The organism is Halovivax gelatinilyticus, assembly GCF_024300625.1.
GTDB classification, from domain to species: Archaea; Halobacteriota; Halobacteria; order Halobacteriales; family Natrialbaceae; genus Halovivax; species Halovivax gelatinilyticus.
Map to the genome: position 1 here is coordinate 384,070 of NZ_CP101322.1, position 16,001 is coordinate 400,070.

The window sequence follows — 16,001 nt, forward strand, 5'->3', positions numbered from 1 at the left end:
ACCGTCCCAAGCTGCAAACGCAGTTTTATAAGCGAACCTGATGGATGTTGTCGCATGCAGAGACTCGACGGATCGTCGACCGCCGTCGTCGGCGGCGGCGTGGCCGGACTCGCGGCGGCGTGTTACCTCGCGAAGGCCGGCGGCGACGTCACGGTTGTCGAGAAGAACGACCAGCTCGGCGGTCGAGCGAGCGTGCTCGAAGCGGACGGGTTTCGCTTCGACATGGGACCGTCCTGGTACCTCATGCCCGACGCGTTCGAGCGGTTTTTCGCTCACTTCGATCGCGAACCGAGCGACTACTACGACCTTACACGGCTCGATCCGCACTACCGAGTCTTCTACAAGGACGGCGATCGGATCGACGTGAACGGCGATGTCGAATCGACGAAGGCGCTGTTCGAGACCTACGAGGCGGGTGCGGGCGACGCGTTCGAGGCCTACCTCGCTCAGGCGCGGCGAAATTACGAGGTAGGGATGGAACACTTCGTCTACGAGGACCGCCCGCGGCTTCGCGACTGGATAGACCTGGACGTCGCCCGAAACGCGCGCGGCCTGACGTTGCTCGGGTCGATGCAGGACCACGTCGAGGACTACTTCGATCACCCGAAACTCCAGCAACTCGTCCAGTACTCGCTCGTCTTCCTCGGGGGCTCCCCCTCGAACACGCCCGCGCTCTACAACCTGATGAGTCACGTCGACTTCAACCTCGGCGTTTGGTACCCAGACGGCGGCATCGGTCGGGTGATCGACGCGTTCGTCACCCTCGGCGAGGAACTCGGCGTCACCTACGAGACGGGCCGTCCTGTGACGGCGATCGAGGGGACGGCGGGGTCGTTCACCGTTCGGACGGAATCCGGTTCGATCGACGCTGATCTCGTGGTCTCGAACGCCGATTACGCCCACACCGAGACGGAACTGCTCGGCGCCGACCGGCGCAGTTACGACGCCGCCTACTGGGAGTCTCGAACCTACGCGCCCTCTGCCTACCTGCTCTATCTCGGCGTCGAGGGCGAGTTAGCGGAGCTGGCGCACCACACGCTCGTCTTGCCGACCGACTGGGACACCCACTTCGAGCAGATATTCGACGAACCCGCCTGGCCCGACGATCCGGCCTACTACGTCTGCGTCCCCTCGCGAACCGACGACTCGGTCGCACCAGCCGGCCACAGCGCGTGTTTCGTCCTCGTCCCGATCGCGCCCGGACTCGCCGACGACGAGCCGTCGCGAGAATCCTTTCGCGAGGAGGTTCTGGCGGATCTGGCGGCCCACACGGGCGCCGACCTGCGAGATCGGATCGTCTACGAGCGCTCGTTTTGCGTCTCCGATTTCGCCGAACGCTACAACAGTTACGACGGAACCGCCCTCGGCCTCGCGCACACGCTCAGACAGACCGCCATCTTTCGACCCAGCCAACGATCGGACGCCGTCGACGGGCTTTACTACACCGGGTCGTACACCTCGCCGGGAATCGGCGTTCCGATGTGTCTCGTAAGCGGCGAGCACGTCGCCGAGAAGGTACGCACAGACTACGGACGAGAGGGACGCGAGTCCGACCGTGTCGCGTCGACGACTCCCTCTAGATCGACCGCCGAATCGGACGACGCGAGGTGAGCCGTGACGGACTCGTCGGTCAGCCGGTCGCCGAACGGGGCGAACACGACTCCGCTCGGCCAACTCCGGTACCTCGCGATTCTCTCCCGTCCGCGCTTTTGGTTCTACCTCGCCGGACCGGTGCTCGTCGGCGTCGTCTACGGCGCCGCTCGCGTCGACGAGCTGATCACGCCGGCGACGGTGGTGCTGTTCGCGTACTTTCTCGTTCCGGCGAACGTCTACCTCTACGGCGTCAACGACGTCTTCGACCGGGAAATCGACGCGGAGAACCCGAAGAAGGCGGGGCGCGAGCGGCGCTACCGCGGCCAGCGGATCGTCCCGGTCGCGGTGACGGCGTCGGCGCTCCTCGCGATCGCGCTCGCACTGGCGCTCCCGGCGTCCGCGTGGCCGTGGATCGTCGGATTTCTGGTTCTCGGCGCCGCCTACAGCGCACCGCCGCTTCGCCTCAAGACGACGCCGCTTCTCGACTCGCTCTCGAACGGGCTCTACGTGCTTCCAGCCGGCGCCGCGTTCGTCGCCGTCTCGGGGTCACAGCCACCCGCGCTGTCGATTCTGGCCGGCTGGCTCTGGGCGATGGCGATGCACACGTTTTCGGCGATTCCCGACATCGATCCCGATCGCCGAGCGGGAATTCAGACGACGGCGACGGTGTTCGGCGAACGAGGTTCGTACGCGTACTGCGGAGTGTGCTGGCTGCTCGCGGCCGTTACGTTCGGACTCGTCGATCTACGATTGGGCGCGGTGCTCGCCGTCTACCCGGCGCTCGCGGTCGCCGTCGCGGGAACGTCGATTCCGGTTGATCGCGCCTACTGGTGGTTCCCGGCGATCAACACCGCCGTCGGGGCCGCGATAACCGTCGGCGGGCTCTGGGTGGTCGTCCATGGCTGACGGAGAGGCCGGCTCGACGGGATCGTTGATCGAACGGAGTCCGTCGAGAGCCGCGATTCAGCGGTACCTCGAGAGGAGCGTCCTGGAAAATCGGATGACGATCGCCGTCGTCTTCCCGGCCGTCGGTGCGGTCACGCTAGTAGCGAGCGCGGAAGGGTGGCTGCCGGAGCCGCTCGCGTTCAATCCGCTGTTGATCCTCTTTGGCACGCTCGTCATGCGATCGCCGTTACTGGTCGGCATCGCGCCGCGGGTCGGCACCCGGGCGCTCGTCTTGCTCTCCGCAGTGACGTGTTACACCTGGGCGATCGAGCTGATCGGCGTCCGAACTGACTGGCCCTACGGCGCGTTCGAGTACGGCGTTCGACTGGGACCGATGCTGTTCGAGTCGATTCCGCTGGCGCTGCCGCTGTTCTTCGTGCCGCTCGCGTTGAACGCCTACCTTCTCTCGCTGCTCGTCCTCGGCGAGCGAGCGTCTAGTTCCGCGGTACGAATTCCCCTCGCGATCGGCGCCGTCGTCGCAGTTGATCTCGTCCTCGATCCGGCCGCCGTCGCCGTCGGATTCTGGCACTTCGAAGACGGCGGGTTCTACTACGACGTACCCGTCTCGAACTACCTCGGATGGGTCCTCTCTGCGACGGTCGCCGTGGTCCTCGTCGATCTCGCGTTCGACAGACGGCGACTCATCGAGCGCGTCGACGAGTGCCCGTTCGTGCTGGACGATCTGGTGAGCTTCGTCGTCCTCTGGGGACTCATCAACACGCTCTACATGAACGTGATTCCGGCGTTGATCGCCGTCGGATTCGGGCTCGCACTCCACTCGACGGGTCGGTACGAAATCCCGATCGACGATCCGCGAGCGGGCGCGAGTCGATGGTTCGACCGACGGTGAGTCTCCGCGCCGATCACCGACTCGGAAGACGCGTCCGAATCCCGGTAGCGGAGTCCGGTTCGTCCGTCGGAATGGCGCTCGCGCGACGAAACACGAGTTCCGGGTCGCCGTGGCGACGCCAGTACCACCAGGTCCGGACCAGACAGCGCGCCAGCTGCCACCGCGAGAGCGTCGGGCGATGGGAGAGGACGTCGTACCCCAGATCGCGTACGAGTCGGTGGTGTTCGGCGTAACAGACCGCCGCGAGGAGGATGGGAAACTGGCAGTCGTCCGGGAGGTATCGAATGCCCGCGACGCCCTCGTGATAGCGCGCTTCCGTCCGCCTGAGTTCGGCAGCGATCGAATCGCGGACGGCCGGTCCGAACTCGAGCCGTTCGATCGACTCGATCGAACCGCCGTGGGCTTCGAGCGTCTCCTCGGGAATGTAGATCCGATCGCGCTCTTGGACGTCCTCGCGAACGTCTCTAATGAAGTTGGTGAGTTGAAACGCCTCACCCAGTCTGTGTGCGTGGCTCATCGCCGCGGACGGATCGTCCGGGTCGATGATCGCGGTCATCATCGCCCCGACGGCCGCGGCGGATCCGCGCACGTACGCGTCAAGTTCGTCGACGGTCGCGTACCGATCCGTGTCGACGTCCATCGCCATCGCGTCGAGGAACACCTCCACCTCGGCAACCGGAATGTCGTACTCGGTACGAACGTCGCAGAACGCGCTGAGCACCGGATCGTCCGTCTCGATCAGACCGAGCGCCTCGGCTCGGATCGACTCGAGCGTCGCCTGTTGCTCGGCGGGCGTCCGATCGCCCGGGTCGTCGACGACCTCGTCTGCGACGCGAAAGAACCCGTAGAGGATGTACGTCGGGTGGCGCACTCGCTCCGGCAGCAATCTCGTCGCGAGGTGAAACGTCCGTCCGGTCTCTCGCTGAATCGTCCGACCGGCTCTACTCTGATCCTGATTCATGTGGGACGTCCCTTCCGTCCGCCGGTGGCTACCATCAGGAGGTGTATAATTACTAGTGCGTTTCGAAACGCGTGATACTCGGCGAAACGGAGAGCACCGTCCGTCGGAGCTGACACTCACTGAGAGCGCGGAAAAACCATTACTCGGTCGCGAAAGTATCGCCACCTATGGCCCACGCTCCCACGACGAAACGTCGATCCCGCTGTCTGAACTGCGGTTTCAGCGCCCCGGACGGAAGCGACGAGTGGAAACGGATCGACGTCCCCGGACTCGGCCGAATGAGCCAGTGTCCCGAGTGTACCAGCACGAACCTCATCACCGGAATCTCGATCAACTAAGCGGAGACAGACACTTGGGTCTCGGTCGCCAATCGATTCACATGAGCCAGGAATCGACCGACCTCCCGGAGACGGACGAGGGGTGGCGCGAACGACTCACCGACGAGGAGTACGAGATATTGCGAGAGGCTGGAACGGAGGCGCCATTCAGCGGCGAGTACGTCGACCACGACGGGGACGGAACGTTCGCCTGCGCCGGCTGCGGAACGACCCTGTTCGACGCGAAGACGAAGTACGACTCCGGCTGTGGCTGGCCGAGCTTCTACGACGCGCCCGACGACCGGATCGAGACGCGTCTCGATACGAGTCACGGCATGCACCGAACCGAAGTACTGTGTGCGACCTGCGGCGGTCACCTCGGACACGTGTTCGAGGACGGACCGGAACCGACGGGAGAGCGCTTTTGCATCAATTCGGCCGCGCTCGACTACGAAGACGTCGATTGAGCCCGCCCGAATCGCGCGGCCAGTGTGGCGCTCGAATGGGCGATGCCATCCACGGCAGGTTCGACATCCGGTGTACTCGTACGCACCGACTGACCGACCGATGGCCTGGACTAGCGATCCGGCATCGTCGAGTATCGCTCGACGCCCGACATATCAGCGCGGTCCTGAGCCGGCATCGTCGAGTGGCCGGATCGACCGTAGCCGCTCACGGACGTCCGTTCCGCCCTCGATTCGTCCGAACCTACCGACGTCTTTTCGTCACCGCCGACGAGTCCGTCACCGTCGCCCGTATCGAGGAGTCCGTCGTCTTCGGATTCGCCATTGGATTCGTCTCCGTCGGCCTCGTTCGATTCGGCTCCCTCGGTCCCGTTGGATCCGTCTCCCTCGGCTCCGTTCGATTCGTCGTCACTACCGACCGCCTCGCTGACGAGGCCTGTGATCCCATCGTCGGACGAACCGTCTCCGACTCCGACCGCCTCGCTGACGCCGGCTATCACCCCGTCATCGTCGAACACGCCACTACCGTCCCGATCGAAGCGGCCGACATCGTCCGTCTCGAACGGTGCGTCGAGATCGGCGACGGCGTCGTCGAACGCAGATCGTAACATCGAGGCGATCCCCGCATCATCGTCCTCAACCGTCTCGGAGTCACCCTCGCTCGTGTCGTCACCGTCGTCTTCAGCCGCGTCCGCCTCGGGAGCCTCGTCTTCGACCTCCTCACTCTCACCGGACTCGCCGGGCCCGGAGCCGATTTCGGATCGGGCGTCGACCAGCGTCGAGAGCGTCTCCAGTGCCCCGTCGTCGATCCCCGAGTCGTCCGCCTCGTCCGGGACGAGCCGCGAGAGCGCCAGGAGGGTTCGGAGCGCGTGAACGCGGTCGGCGTCGCCGGTGAGGATCGCCTCCGGGATCGATTCCGGACCGTCTTCCGCGTCGAATCCGATGGCTCCGAGGAACGCGTCCGGTTCGCTCGTCTCGATCAGTTCCTCGGCCCGTTCGGCCAGCGATTCGAGCGATTGACGACGATCGTCGTCGAGATCCGTGAGAGGCTCGTCGTCGGCCTCGGCGTCGAGGTCGTCGAGCTCGGTCGTCGCGGCCGAGAGCAACTCGTCGACCGTTTCGGAGATGTTCTCCGCCATACTCACTCCCCGTCGTTCGCGACGGCCCCGACGATCCGGTCGACCATCTCGTCGTGGGTGATGTTCGCCGTAACACCGACCGACTTCGCGATCGACTGGGCGTCCCGGTACGAGATCGCCCGAAGGTACTCTTCCAGGGTCTCGATCTGGAACGACTCCAGGTCGGAGACGTCGAGGTCGGAGGCGTCGACCTCGTCCGGATCGAGTTGCTCGAGCTCGGCGCCGTCGTCCGCTCCGTCGTCTCCGTCCGACGGTTCCTCGCCGGCCGTCGTCTCGTCAGTCGACGATTCGCCGTCTCCGTCGTCGGTTTCAGCGTCGTCTGTCTCGTCCGCGTCGGTCGAGTCGCCGTCTCCGCCGACGATCGCCGAGGCGACCGTTTCGCGCAGATCCCGGTCCTGGAGCGAATCGGCGATCGCCGAGAGGACCGATCCTCGCTCGCGGGACTCGGCGAGGGCGTCGGCCAGGCCGTCTCGCAGCGCCGACGAGAGCTCCCGACCGAGTTCCTGTGGCCGGGTTTCATCGTCGATCTCACTGATCGTCTGGTGGACCCGGCGGCCGATCGCCGACCCGATTCGTCGGCCGGCCACCTCGCCGAGCCGAGCCCCGACTGTCCGACCGACCTCGGTCGCGTCGATCTGGTCCTGTACCGAATCGCCGCTTACGAGTCCCTCGGCGTCTATCTGGTCGGTCGCCTCTTCGACGACGACCTCCGTCATCGACTCGGGATCACTCATCGATCTCACGTCCGTGATCGATCATTCGGAGGATTCACCCTCGTCGTCGCTGGATTCACCCTCGTCGGATGCGTCGCTCTCGTCTTCGCCGTCCTCTGCGGATTCGTCCTCGGCGCTCTCCCCGTCTGTATCCTCCGTTTCAACCGCTTCATCTTCCCCCTCATCGTCCTCGGCCTCCGTGTCTTCGGTCTCGGATTCATCATCGTCCCCGGCCTCGGCTTCGTCACCGTCCTCGGTTTCGGCCTCGTCATCCTCGTCGCGGCCCAGGAGTTCGTCGACGAGTACCTCGCCGATCGTTTGCCCGACCATGGCGCCGACTTTCCGTCCGACCATCGCACCGATCGCGCCGCCGAGGGCCTCCCCGAGCGGTTCGTCCTCGTCGATCGAGTCCTCCCACTGAGTTCCCTCGAGAAGGCCCTCGATATCGATTCCCTCGGTGATCTCTCCGTAGTCGACTCGTTCCGTCAGTGATGTTTCACTCATTGTCATCCTCCGTCGTCGCGGCGTCTTCGCCAGGGCCGTCTTCGGACTGTTCGTCGTTCGTCTCCCAACCGCCGTCGGTCGTGGCGGCCTGCTCCGCCTTATCGGTGGTCGTCTCCGCCATCTGCTTCGCTCGCTCGTCCGCCTCGTCGACGACGCGTTTCAGGACGGTCTGGAGCACCCAGGTGAGCGCCCGCTCGAACGGAAGCGCGAGTACGGCACTCATCGCGGTCGCTCGGATCTTCGCGCCGATCGACCGCAAGATGCCGGCATCGGACTCCTCACCCTCGTCAGCCGCGTCCTCACCCTCGTCAGCGTCCTCACCCTCGTCGGCCGCGTCCTCGCTCGTGTCGTCTTCGCTTTCGGCCTCATCAGCCGATTCGTCGTCAGCGTCGTCTTCGCTCTCTGCCTCATCTTCCGACTCGTCGTCTTCCGCCTCCTCGCGTTCGTCCTCACCGTCGCTCGACCCGCCGACGAACGGGACGAGACCGACCAGTCGAGATTTGAGTCCGCCGAGGATCGACCGCGGCGAGAGTTTCCCGAGTAATCCCCGCAGCGACGACATCAGCCCGCTCCCCGCACCGGTGATCCCATCGACGAGTCCCGCCACCTGCGATAAGAGGTTCCCGAGCAACCGCTTCTCCCCGGGGACGGCCGACACGTCGAGATCGACCTCCGAGAGGTGGACCTCCAGTCCGAGCAGGTTGAGGTGCAACCCGTCCAGAAGCAGGTGGAGGATCGTCGCCTCCTCGTCGGGCTGGTCTTTCGGCGCCTCTTTGATCGTGACCTCCTGTGCATCCTCGATTTCGATCGATTCGAGTTCGCTTCCGTCGCCGCTTTCCGCCACCGACGACTCATCCGACTCGCCCGTCTCGCCAGCGCCACCTGATTCGCTCGACTGCTCTCCTTCGTCGTTCTCGGTTTCCGATTCGGTCGATTGCTCGTCAGTGCCCTCCGATTCGGTCGACTCGTCTCCGTCGCCGTTCTCGGATTCCGATTTAGTCTGGCCGCTCGATTCCTGTCGTGCGTCCGATGGCGGGCCCATGTTTCGAATCAGTACGACTCATACCACCGGGCGGCCAGGTTCTTGGCCTTGCACGTGCTACTCCGCCGGACCCCATTTCAGAAAGTACGAGATTAGAGACCAGTAGCCGAGATTTACTAAGCTGAATAGGATAACACCCACAAAGAAGGGATAATTTCGGCGCGTATAGCTTAGATATTCTCGATAAGATATGTTTCCCCCCCGAGCCGAGACCCGGTATGAATCGTCGCCTTGCGCTCGTACTCGTCGTCGGCTCGCTGATCGTTCTCGGAGGGTGTCTCGGTGAATTTATCGAGGAAACACCCCTCGATACCGACGACGCCGACCCATCGGTCGTCGACGACCTCGACGGCGACGACCACCTCGAAATACACCACCTGGACGTCGGTCAGGGGGACGCGACGGTCGTCGTCGAACCGTCGGGCGAAACGATGCTGATCGATTCCGGTGACTGGCGGGCCGACGGCGAGGCCGTCATCTCGTTTCTCGAGGCTCGCGGAATCGACCGGATCGACCACCTCGTCTCGACGCACGCCCACGCGGACCACATCGGCGGACACGCCGCGGTGATCGAACACGTCGAGACCCACGGCGACGGCGTCGGAGCGGTCTACGACTCCGGCGTCGCCCACACGTCCCAGACGTACGAGAACTACCTCGACGCCGTCGAGGCACACGACGTGGCGCTGTACGAGGTCCGCGAGGGCGACGTCATCGAGTTCGGCGAGGCGACAGTCGACGTTCTCAATCCACCGACTGAAGATTCGGGAACCGACCTCCACTACAACAGCGTGACGGTGACGATCACCTACGGCGAGGTGACGTATCTCACCACCGGTGACGCCGAAGCGGACGCAGAATCTCGGATGGTCGACGCCCACGGCGAGACGCTCGACGCAGACATCTACCAGGCGGGTCACCACGGCTCGTCGACGAGTTCGACGCCCGCGTTCGTCGACGCGGTCGATCCCTCGATGACCATCATCTCGAGCGCGTACGACAGCCAGTACGGACACCCACACGACGAGGTGCTTCGGTCGTTCGCCGAACGCGGAATCGAAACCTACTGGACGGGCGTCCACGGCGACGTCGTCGTCGCGACCGACGGCGAATCGATCGCCGTCGACGCCGCCTCCGACGGTCCGACCGACGGCGACGCGTTGCTCGAAGCAAAGCCGGATGATACGGACGACGGTCAATCGAGCGTCGGCATCGCCCCGTCCGGGCTGTCGCACGCACCGATCGATCCGTCGTCGGTCAGCCCGATCGATGGACCACCACGGGGGCACGTTAATCACGTCGCGGCTGCATTGTCCACCTAAGTATGTCCGATCAAACGACCGCCGTACTCGATCGCATCGTCGACGGCGAAACCGCCGTCCTGCTCGTCGAAGGCGACGGCGAGGTGATCGACGAGGTGACCGTTCCCGCCGAGACGCTCCCGGACGGGGGACGCGACGACGGTTCGGTCTACGCCGTCGCGTACGTCGACGGTGACCTCGCGTCGCTCGAGTACCGGCCCGGGGAGTCGACGGATCGACGCGAGGCCGCCCAGGAGCGATTCGACCGGCTCTCGTCCCGTCTCGGTGACGAGGACGAGTAACGGCGCCGGACGGTCGAATCGATTACGCCGCGGCCGTGTCCCAATGGTAGTATCGCACCCAGAGGGCCTGTAGCGGGATGATCGCGAGCGGAACCAAGAATGCGGCGGTGAGCGAAACGAGCGCGACTGCGATCGAGAGGACGAAGACGGTTGGGGCGATCAGAATTCTCAGGGTGACCAGATCTCCCACGCGATCCGTGACCTCGTCGTTGGTAAACCCCCTTGAGAACGCGTAGCGCCACAGGATCGCGAGCACGAATCCCACGATCGAGAGGTTTGCCGCGTAGAGGATCCAGGTCAGTTCGATCCCGTAGAGACCGAGTAACTCCGTCGGAAACGGCAGGAACGAAACCGAGAGCAAGAACAACAGATTGACGTACAACAGCACACGGTCGTGTCGGTCGACGTAGCGCAGCAGGTTGTGGTGAACGATCCAGTAGATCCCGACGACGAAAAACGAAAGCAGGTAGCTGAAAAACAGCGCCTGCTGGTCCGCCAGGGCGCCCGCCAGCTCGGTCGAAGCGCGGTCGGCCGAGACGTCGGGGATCTGAAACTGCAGGACGAGCAACGTCAGGACGATCGCGAACACGCCGTCGCTGAGCGCCTCTAACCGATCCGTCTCGGATCCTTCGAGCAAGGGGAGATCCATACGCCACGCACCACGACGAGCGAAGTATACGAACCCCCGCGCGAACGGGACGGCGTGGCGTCGGCCACCGACCACGGTGACGGGATCGACGACGGTCTCCGAGTCAACGAGTCAATGATGAGCCGAGAACCGCCATCGTTCGATAACCGATTGCCGGTCGTGGATCTCGTCTGAGGGCGTCAAATCCCCGCTCTTCGTAACTGTCGAGGGCGAGTCGCCGTTTTGCGCATCTTCTGAGGGCGTATCGCTCCGCCTCGGCAATCTCTTCGTCGTCGATCGGATCGGCGTCGGTTCTCGAGAGTCGGTCATCGACGTCGGGCCCGCTGGATCGGTCGAAAGACCGAACATTCGGTCAAATAAAACGGGCGTACGTCTCCCCGTCGATCGACTCGTCGTCGAATACCACGCTGGACGGAATCGAGACCGTCTTCCGGGTGAACGCGTACGTGACCAGACCGCGTGCTTCGAGTCGCGGAAGGTGATTGTGGTGTAAATCGACGCGCATGCGTTCGAGCGACGTCGACCCGTCGGTGAAACCGTCTACCAGTCGAGACGCCAGCGTCGAGAGCGAGATCGACCGCTCGCGCGCTAACAGCGAACAGATCCGACGGCGAACGGGATTCGTGAGCAGTACCTGACCGTCGACTGTCGCGTCGGTCGGTGTAACCATAGTGGGGTATCCTGCATTTGTACCGAGAAGCGCCATCGGCCTGAGTTTCCCCACTGTACTATCAGTCCTTTACGTGCGGGGGCGTCTCTCGAGAGTCAGAAACGGCAGAAACGATCAGGGTGTTCTCGATCAGCGACCGGTGACCTCGTTGAATTCGTTTGCCGAGCGACTGTTGGGTGATATCGAGACGGTCGGCAATCGACTCCAGTGAGTTGCCTCGCGGCGTATCGAAGTAGCCACACTCCCACGCCGTCACCAGCGCCTCCTGCTGTTTGGGCGTGAGTCCGTACTGACCGCCGGTCTTCGGCTGAGACAGTTCCGATAGCTGCTGGAGGTTGAATGCGATCCGGTTTTCCTGGCAGTACTCCTGAAATTGTCCCAGTTCCTCGCGCGCGTCGAACCGAATGCGAAGCTCCCAGCGTTCGTCGGTTCCGTTCGCCTCCAGGATCACGGCGTCGATCTGCGTATAGATGTACAGTACCGATTGCACTTCGTTCGTCCACACCGCGCGGTAGAGCGCCGATTCGCTAAACTCGTCGAGCTTGTCGACGTCTCGGATCGTCGGATCGTCGGCCGCCGCGGCCTCGAACTGCGACGGGCGCACGCCGGACACCCAGAAGTACGGCGTGAGAACCTCGTCGGTCACGACGACGCGCTCGATCTCGATCGCCATCTCCGGGACGGCGGTCAGGGTCTCGTGTAAGGCGAACGCGGCGGACGGAACGTGGAATTCTCCGAAAACACTCACACGTTGGTCTCGACCGCTACGACCAAAAACGGTGAGATAGCGCAATGAAACCGAGTGTTGTGGGTGCGAAGAACGTTCATCGCTCCAGTGTAGTGACCGAGAATCAACCGTCATCGAATGCTCCCCGTGTCGTCTCGTTCGGCCTCGACGTAGATGCGATCGGCCTCGGGCAACTGGGCGCGAATCGCCGATTCGACGTCGTCGACCGTCGACTCGAGCGCCGGGGTGTCGAGCGACGGGTCGAACGAGAGGTCCGTTGCGACGAGGACGTCTTCTGGACCCATGTGCATCGTTCGAAGGTCGAGGACGCGCTCGACCCCGTCGACGGCTTCGATCTCCCGGTATAGCCCGCGACGTTCCCGACGGGTGACGCCCTCACCGACGATGAGACTGCGACTCTCCCAGGCGAGCGCGAGGGCGAACGCCATCAACAACAGGCCGATACCGACGCTCGCGAGGGCGTCGTACGTGGTGTCGCCGGTGACGTCGGTGAGGTAGACGCCGGCGATCGCGAGGACGACGCCGACGACGGCAACGACGTTCTCCGTCGCGGCGGTCAACAACGGCGTATCCTTCGTCCGGCGAAAGGTGTCGACGAATCCGGCGAATCCCTTCGCGTCTCGCTCGCGCTGGAGCCCCTGGACCGACTTGTACAGCGCGATCGACTCGAAGACGAGTGCGACGCCGAGAACGGCGTAATTGATCCTGACGTCGACCGCCTGATGGGCCGTCCCGAGTGCACTGTAGCCCTCCCTGACCGAGGCGAATCCGGCGATGCCGAACAGCAAGACGGTGACGACGAACGCGAAGAAATACTGCTCTTTCCCGCGACCGAACGGGTGTTTCTTGCTCGCGCCTTTCTCGCTCAATCGAAACCCGAGCAACAGCAGTATCTGATTGCCAACGTCGCTGAGCGAGTAGTACGTCTGGCTCAGCATGCTCACGTTGCCCGTCACCAGATAGGCGACGAATTTCGCCGCCGCGATCACGAAGCTGGCGACGAGCGAGACGTAGACCACTACCCGCGTCGAGACCATCCACCGTCCACTTGACCGACCGGTCGTATGAACGTACTGTCTGGCGACGCGAACGGATATCAGCCCGCCCGGGCCGAGAACGCCTCGTGAAGACGGATTCTGGTCGCCTCGCCGGCGACGACGTACAGTGCGAAGCCGCCGATGCCGACGAGACCGGCGGCGGCCGCCGGATTCACGCCGGACAGATCGGTCGCAGCGATCACCAACCCGCCGCCGGTGAGCCCGAGCGGGAAGCCGATCGATCCGACGCGCGTTCGGTACTCGGTGGGGCCGAAGCGACACCACGCCCAGTAGGCGGTTGCGACGATCGAGACGACCAGGATCGCCGCCGCGATCGTCGTCGAGTCGACGAAGATACCGCCGAGGTAGGAGAGCACGGCGGCGACGCACGCGCCGAGCCCGCCACGCTTGAGGAGGTCGACGACGGGCCTTCGACGGAGTCCGCTCGCGTCGCCGATCCCAGCACCCGTCGGGGACGTCGATGAGACGGGGTCGACGGTCGACTCCGCGTGCAGCCGTTCGTCCGTCTCGTCGGACGGGGACCCGTCCCGAGGCCCGACGTGACGGACGCGCTGTCCGACCTCGATGTGCACGCGTTCGTGACGCTCGACCGTCTGTTCGTCGGAGGTGGTCGCGGAATCGACCGATAGCGCGTCGAGGCCACCGGTCGCCGGCAACGCATCCGCGGTCGGTGCGTCGAGGGCGACGTGGTCGAAGGCGATCGGTCGGCCGGCGGAGAGGGCGAAGTCGGGGTGATCCTGGACCTGAAAGTGGAGGTGCGGTTCGCTCGAGTTACCGGTGTGTCCACAGCGGCCGACCGGCTGTCCGCGTTCGACGCGATCGCCGACGTCGACGGTCACGCTGGCCGGAACGAGGTGGGCGAGAACGCTGTACTCGTCGGGTGCGTGCTGGATCGTCACGTAGTTGCCGGCGATCTCGCGTTTCAACGGGTGTGAGAACCCGCCGGCGCGATTCGGCTCGGAATCTGCGTCCCAGGCGTCGACGACGACGCCGCCCGCCGGTGCGAGAACGGGTTCGTCGTAGCAGTAGTAGGCGTCGACCCTCGGCGGTGACCCCTCGGGTCGAGAGCGGCCGTCGGCGTCGGTGACGACGAAATCGTACGCGTAGCGCTGGTTGACGTAGCCCCACGAGTGTGAGTGTTCGAGTTCGCTGCTCCCGTTGACGACGGTCCAGGTTCCCTCGAACGGTAGCCGGTAGGAGACCGACTGCTCGTACGCCTCGACGTCGGGCACGGAACCGCCGTGGCGAAGCCGTGCGATCATCCCGCCGAACGCCTGGAAGAGATCTCCCACCACGACGATCGGATTGAGAAACGACGTGAATAGAGACAGAGAGGCAACGGCGTATTCTCGCCGGTCGCCCATGTGAATCCAGTCTCTCGGATCGATTTCGGGGTCGGATTCGTCGGTCGGTCGCAGCCAGTCGACGACCGGCGCGACGAAGAACCACAGCGGCGCGAGAAAGAACAGGGCGAACACCTGCATGAACGAGAGCGAGTCGACGTACCAGCCGGGGACGGCGAGCAACCCGACGAACCAGAGGGTGATGGGATCGACTCGCCGTAGTCGTCGGCGGAGGCGGTGACGGTAGCCCACGTCCGGAGCGTCCGGTCCGCTCGCGTGTTCGGTCACGCCGGTACGTTGTGAGTACGTTGATGTATAGATTGTGAGAACTCGAATTCACAAGTGGTGCTAGCACCCACCAACAAGTCGCGCGCGAAATGGTACGTGAGTACGGGAACGTTCTTACTTCCAGCCAGATCAGTCCTGTACATGACCGACGGAGACCTGAATCGTACCGACGTCGAATCGGCGTTCTCGCTTTTGAGTCACGAGATTCGCCTCGACATCCTGCTGGCGCTGCTCGACGAGTGGGCCGGAGCGTACACGGCGGCGAAGTCGTACTCCGAACTGATGGACGCGGTGGGAATGAACGACAGCGGCAAATTCAACTACCACCTCGAACGGCTCCGCGGCGTCTACGTGCGAAAGACCGACGACGGCTACGTTCCCACGGCGAGTGCGACCGCCCTCTATCGGATGGTCCTCGCGCACCGACCGACGGAGTCGACGGATCAATCGATCGATGTCGACGCGCCCTGCCCCAGCTGCGGTGCGGACGCGATCGGACGATACGAAGGCTCCTTTCTCACCGTCGCGTGCGCGGCGTGCGAGTGGCCCGGGTTGACGTACGGATTTCCGGCGAACGGACTCGAAAATCGAACCGGCGACGACGTGCTCGAGGCGGTCGAACGCCGCACGCTCCACCACGCCGCCCTCGGCGGCTCGGGCCAGTGTCCGTTCTGTGCCGGGACGACGGAGGTACTCGTTTTCGCCGACGACAATCGATCCGACCGAGGAACGATCCGGGGCGTACTCGACGGAGATGATTCCCCGTCGAATTCCACCGGCGCCGAGGCCTCGACGGCGGAATCAGCGCCGCCGACCGAGGATCCTCGCGTCGAACTGGCCTGCGAGACGCGTTCCTGGATCGTCGACGTGAGCCTGCTCGTCCCGTTGTGTTTCGAGCCGCAAGTGAGTCGCCTCCTCGATCGGCTCGACGTCCATCCGCTCGGGTTCGAGGAATCAGTGGACGACACAGAAATCGCCTGTCGCGTCCGATCCGAGCGCCCGCTCGAACTCGCGGTTGAGATAACCACGTCGTCCGGATCGGGAACGTTCGTCGTCGACGAGGAGCTGACCGTCCTCGACGGTACGATCGAGTGATCGATCGTCGCTCAGCGCG

At 64.3% G+C, this 16,001-nt stretch carries 18 protein-coding genes; 8 read left to right on the forward strand and 10 right to left on the reverse strand.

Features of this window, described 5'->3' with window-relative positions; translation table 11 throughout:
• The first annotated feature begins 54 nt into the window (after positions 1 to 54).
• Genes NKH31_RS01850 through cruF form a run of 3 tightly spaced genes read left to right on the forward strand, consistent with a single transcriptional unit; the run spans position 55 to position 3,388 of the window.
• A complete protein-coding gene (locus tag NKH31_RS01850; RefSeq protein ID WP_254863439.1) occupies positions 55 to 1,611 on the forward strand; it encodes a phytoene desaturase family protein in 1,557 nt (518 codons plus the stop codon).
• 3 nt (positions 1,612 to 1,614) lie between these two features.
• On the forward strand, positions 1,615 to 2,499 hold the full coding sequence (locus NKH31_RS01855) for a prenyltransferase (protein ID WP_254863440.1): 885 nt from the start codon (positions 1,615 to 1,617) through the stop codon (positions 2,497 to 2,499).
• Entirely contained in the window at positions 2,492 to 3,388 is an 897-nt protein-coding gene (gene cruF / locus NKH31_RS01860) for a bisanhydrobacterioruberin hydratase (protein ID WP_254863441.1), read from the forward strand. The genes NKH31_RS01855 and cruF overlap by 8 nt, the downstream gene beginning before the upstream one ends.
• Before the next feature lie 13 nt (positions 3,389 to 3,401).
• On the opposite strand, the gene NKH31_RS01865 is transcribed toward cruF, so the two are convergent.
• Positions 3,402 to 4,349: a phytoene/squalene synthase family protein gene (locus NKH31_RS01865; RefSeq protein ID WP_254863443.1), complete on the reverse strand. Its 948-nt coding sequence runs from the start codon at positions 4,347 to 4,349 to the stop codon at positions 3,402 to 3,404.
• A 167-nt stretch (positions 4,350 to 4,516) separates the two neighbouring features.
• On the opposite strand from NKH31_RS01865, the gene NKH31_RS01870 reads away from it, so the two are divergent.
• On the forward strand, positions 4,517 to 4,687 hold the full coding sequence (locus NKH31_RS01870; RefSeq protein ID WP_254863444.1) for a hypothetical protein: 171 nt from the start codon (positions 4,517 to 4,519) through the stop codon (positions 4,685 to 4,687).
• Between the two features lie 41 nt (positions 4,688 to 4,728).
• A complete protein-coding gene (msrB, locus tag NKH31_RS01875) occupies positions 4,729 to 5,133 on the forward strand; it encodes a peptide-methionine (R)-S-oxide reductase MsrB (protein ID WP_254863445.1) in 405 nt (134 codons plus the stop codon).
• A 110-nt stretch (positions 5,134 to 5,243) separates the two neighbouring features.
• On the opposite strand, the gene NKH31_RS01880 is transcribed toward msrB, so the two are convergent.
• From NKH31_RS01880 to NKH31_RS01895, 4 genes are read right to left on the reverse strand one after another with little or no spacing between them, the layout of a single operon-like run.
• Positions 5,244 to 6,269: a hypothetical protein gene (locus tag NKH31_RS01880; protein WP_254863446.1), complete on the reverse strand. Its 1,026-nt coding sequence runs from the start codon at positions 6,267 to 6,269 to the stop codon at positions 5,244 to 5,246.
• Positions 6,270 to 6,271: 2 nt separating this feature from the next.
• Positions 6,272 to 7,003, reverse strand: coding sequence for a hypothetical protein (locus NKH31_RS01885; protein WP_254863447.1), 732 nt, complete (start codon positions 7,001 to 7,003; stop codon positions 6,272 to 6,274).
• A gap of 21 nt (positions 7,004 to 7,024) precedes the next feature.
• A complete protein-coding gene (locus tag NKH31_RS01890; RefSeq protein WP_254863448.1) occupies positions 7,025 to 7,486 on the reverse strand; it encodes a hypothetical protein in 462 nt (153 codons plus the stop codon).
• On the reverse strand, positions 7,479 to 8,528 hold the full coding sequence (locus tag NKH31_RS01895; RefSeq protein WP_254863449.1) for a hypothetical protein: 1,050 nt from the start codon (positions 8,526 to 8,528) through the stop codon (positions 7,479 to 7,481). Before NKH31_RS01895 ends, NKH31_RS01890 begins: the two co-directional genes overlap by 8 nt.
• Before the next feature lie 218 nt (positions 8,529 to 8,746).
• Between NKH31_RS01895 and NKH31_RS01900 the strand changes: the two genes are divergently transcribed.
• Both NKH31_RS01900 and NKH31_RS01905 read left to right on the forward strand, forming a co-directional pair.
• The gene (locus tag NKH31_RS01900; RefSeq protein ID WP_254863450.1) at positions 8,747 to 9,850 is read left to right on the forward strand and encodes a ComEC/Rec2 family competence protein; all 1,104 of its coding nucleotides are present in this window, start codon (positions 8,747 to 8,749) and stop codon (positions 9,848 to 9,850) included.
• A gap of 2 nt (positions 9,851 to 9,852) precedes the next feature.
• Complete coding sequence (locus NKH31_RS01905) at positions 9,853 to 10,131, forward strand: DUF3006 domain-containing protein (protein ID WP_254863451.1); 279 nt, start codon at positions 9,853 to 9,855, stop codon at positions 10,129 to 10,131.
• A gap of 22 nt (positions 10,132 to 10,153) precedes the next feature.
• Here the strand turns inward: NKH31_RS01905 and NKH31_RS01910 are convergent, their stop codons facing one another.
• The 5 genes from NKH31_RS01910 to NKH31_RS01930 form a co-directional block, all read right to left on the reverse strand.
• Complete coding sequence (locus NKH31_RS01910) at positions 10,154 to 10,780, reverse strand: TMEM175 family protein (RefSeq protein ID WP_254863452.1); 627 nt, start codon at positions 10,778 to 10,780, stop codon at positions 10,154 to 10,156.
• Between the two features lie 352 nt (positions 10,781 to 11,132).
• On the reverse strand, positions 11,133 to 11,450 hold the full coding sequence (locus tag NKH31_RS01915) for a helix-turn-helix domain-containing protein (protein WP_254863453.1): 318 nt from the start codon (positions 11,448 to 11,450) through the stop codon (positions 11,133 to 11,135).
• 61 nt (positions 11,451 to 11,511) lie between these two features.
• Entirely contained in the window at positions 11,512 to 12,198 is a 687-nt protein-coding gene (locus tag NKH31_RS01920; protein WP_254863454.1) for a helix-turn-helix domain-containing protein, read from the reverse strand.
• Between the two features lie 110 nt (positions 12,199 to 12,308).
• Positions 12,309 to 13,235 carry a cation diffusion facilitator family transporter gene (locus NKH31_RS01925; protein ID WP_254863455.1) on the reverse strand — a complete coding sequence of 309 codons (927 nt, stop codon included), beginning with the start codon at positions 13,233 to 13,235 and terminating at the stop codon, positions 12,309 to 12,311.
• Positions 13,236 to 13,294: 59 nt separating this feature from the next.
• Positions 13,295 to 14,887: a M23 family metallopeptidase gene (locus tag NKH31_RS01930; RefSeq protein ID WP_254863456.1), complete on the reverse strand. Its 1,593-nt coding sequence runs from the start codon at positions 14,885 to 14,887 to the stop codon at positions 13,295 to 13,297.
• 141 nt (positions 14,888 to 15,028) lie between these two features.
• On the opposite strand from NKH31_RS01930, the gene NKH31_RS01935 reads away from it, so the two are divergent.
• Complete coding sequence (locus tag NKH31_RS01935) at positions 15,029 to 15,982, forward strand: winged helix-turn-helix domain-containing protein (RefSeq protein ID WP_254863457.1); 954 nt, start codon at positions 15,029 to 15,031, stop codon at positions 15,980 to 15,982.
• Positions 15,983 to 16,001 lie beyond the last annotated feature (19 nt).

What these genes read in the sequence shown, in the direction of transcription:
- NKH31_RS01850 (WP_254863439.1), top strand. Translation starts at nt 55, where the DNA reads ATGCAGAGACTCGACGGATCGTCGACCGCCGTCGTCGGCGGCGGCGTG.
- cruF (WP_254863441.1), top strand. Translation starts at nt 2,492, where the DNA reads ATGGCTGACGGAGAGGCCGGCTCGACGGGATCGTTGATCGAACGGAGT.
- NKH31_RS01865 (WP_254863443.1), bottom strand. Translation starts at nt 4,349, where the DNA reads ATGAATCAGGATCAGAGTAGAGCCGGTCGGACGATTCAGCGAGAGACC.
- NKH31_RS01870 (WP_254863444.1), top strand. Translation starts at nt 4,517, where the DNA reads ATGGCCCACGCTCCCACGACGAAACGTCGATCCCGCTGTCTGAACTGC.
- msrB (WP_254863445.1), top strand. Translation starts at nt 4,729, where the DNA reads ATGAGCCAGGAATCGACCGACCTCCCGGAGACGGACGAGGGGTGGCGC.
- NKH31_RS01880 (WP_254863446.1), bottom strand. Translation starts at nt 6,269, where the DNA reads ATGGCGGAGAACATCTCCGAAACGGTCGACGAGTTGCTCTCGGCCGCG.
- NKH31_RS01885 (WP_254863447.1), bottom strand. Translation starts at nt 7,003, where the DNA reads ATGAGTGATCCCGAGTCGATGACGGAGGTCGTCGTCGAAGAGGCGACC.
- NKH31_RS01890 (WP_254863448.1), bottom strand. Translation starts at nt 7,486, where the DNA reads ATGAGTGAAACATCACTGACGGAACGAGTCGACTACGGAGAGATCACC.
- NKH31_RS01895 (WP_254863449.1), bottom strand. Translation starts at nt 8,528, where the DNA reads ATGGGCCCGCCATCGGACGCACGACAGGAATCGAGCGGCCAGACTAAA.
- NKH31_RS01900 (WP_254863450.1), top strand. Translation starts at nt 8,747, where the DNA reads ATGAATCGTCGCCTTGCGCTCGTACTCGTCGTCGGCTCGCTGATCGTT.
- NKH31_RS01905 (WP_254863451.1), top strand. Translation starts at nt 9,853, where the DNA reads ATGTCCGATCAAACGACCGCCGTACTCGATCGCATCGTCGACGGCGAA.
- NKH31_RS01910 (WP_254863452.1), bottom strand. Translation starts at nt 10,780, where the DNA reads ATGGATCTCCCCTTGCTCGAAGGATCCGAGACGGATCGGTTAGAGGCG.
- NKH31_RS01915 (WP_254863453.1), bottom strand. Translation starts at nt 11,450, where the DNA reads ATGGTTACACCGACCGACGCGACAGTCGACGGTCAGGTACTGCTCACG.
- NKH31_RS01925 (WP_254863455.1), bottom strand. Translation starts at nt 13,235, where the DNA reads ATGGTCTCGACGCGGGTAGTGGTCTACGTCTCGCTCGTCGCCAGCTTC.
- NKH31_RS01935 (WP_254863457.1), top strand. Translation starts at nt 15,029, where the DNA reads ATGACCGACGGAGACCTGAATCGTACCGACGTCGAATCGGCGTTCTCG.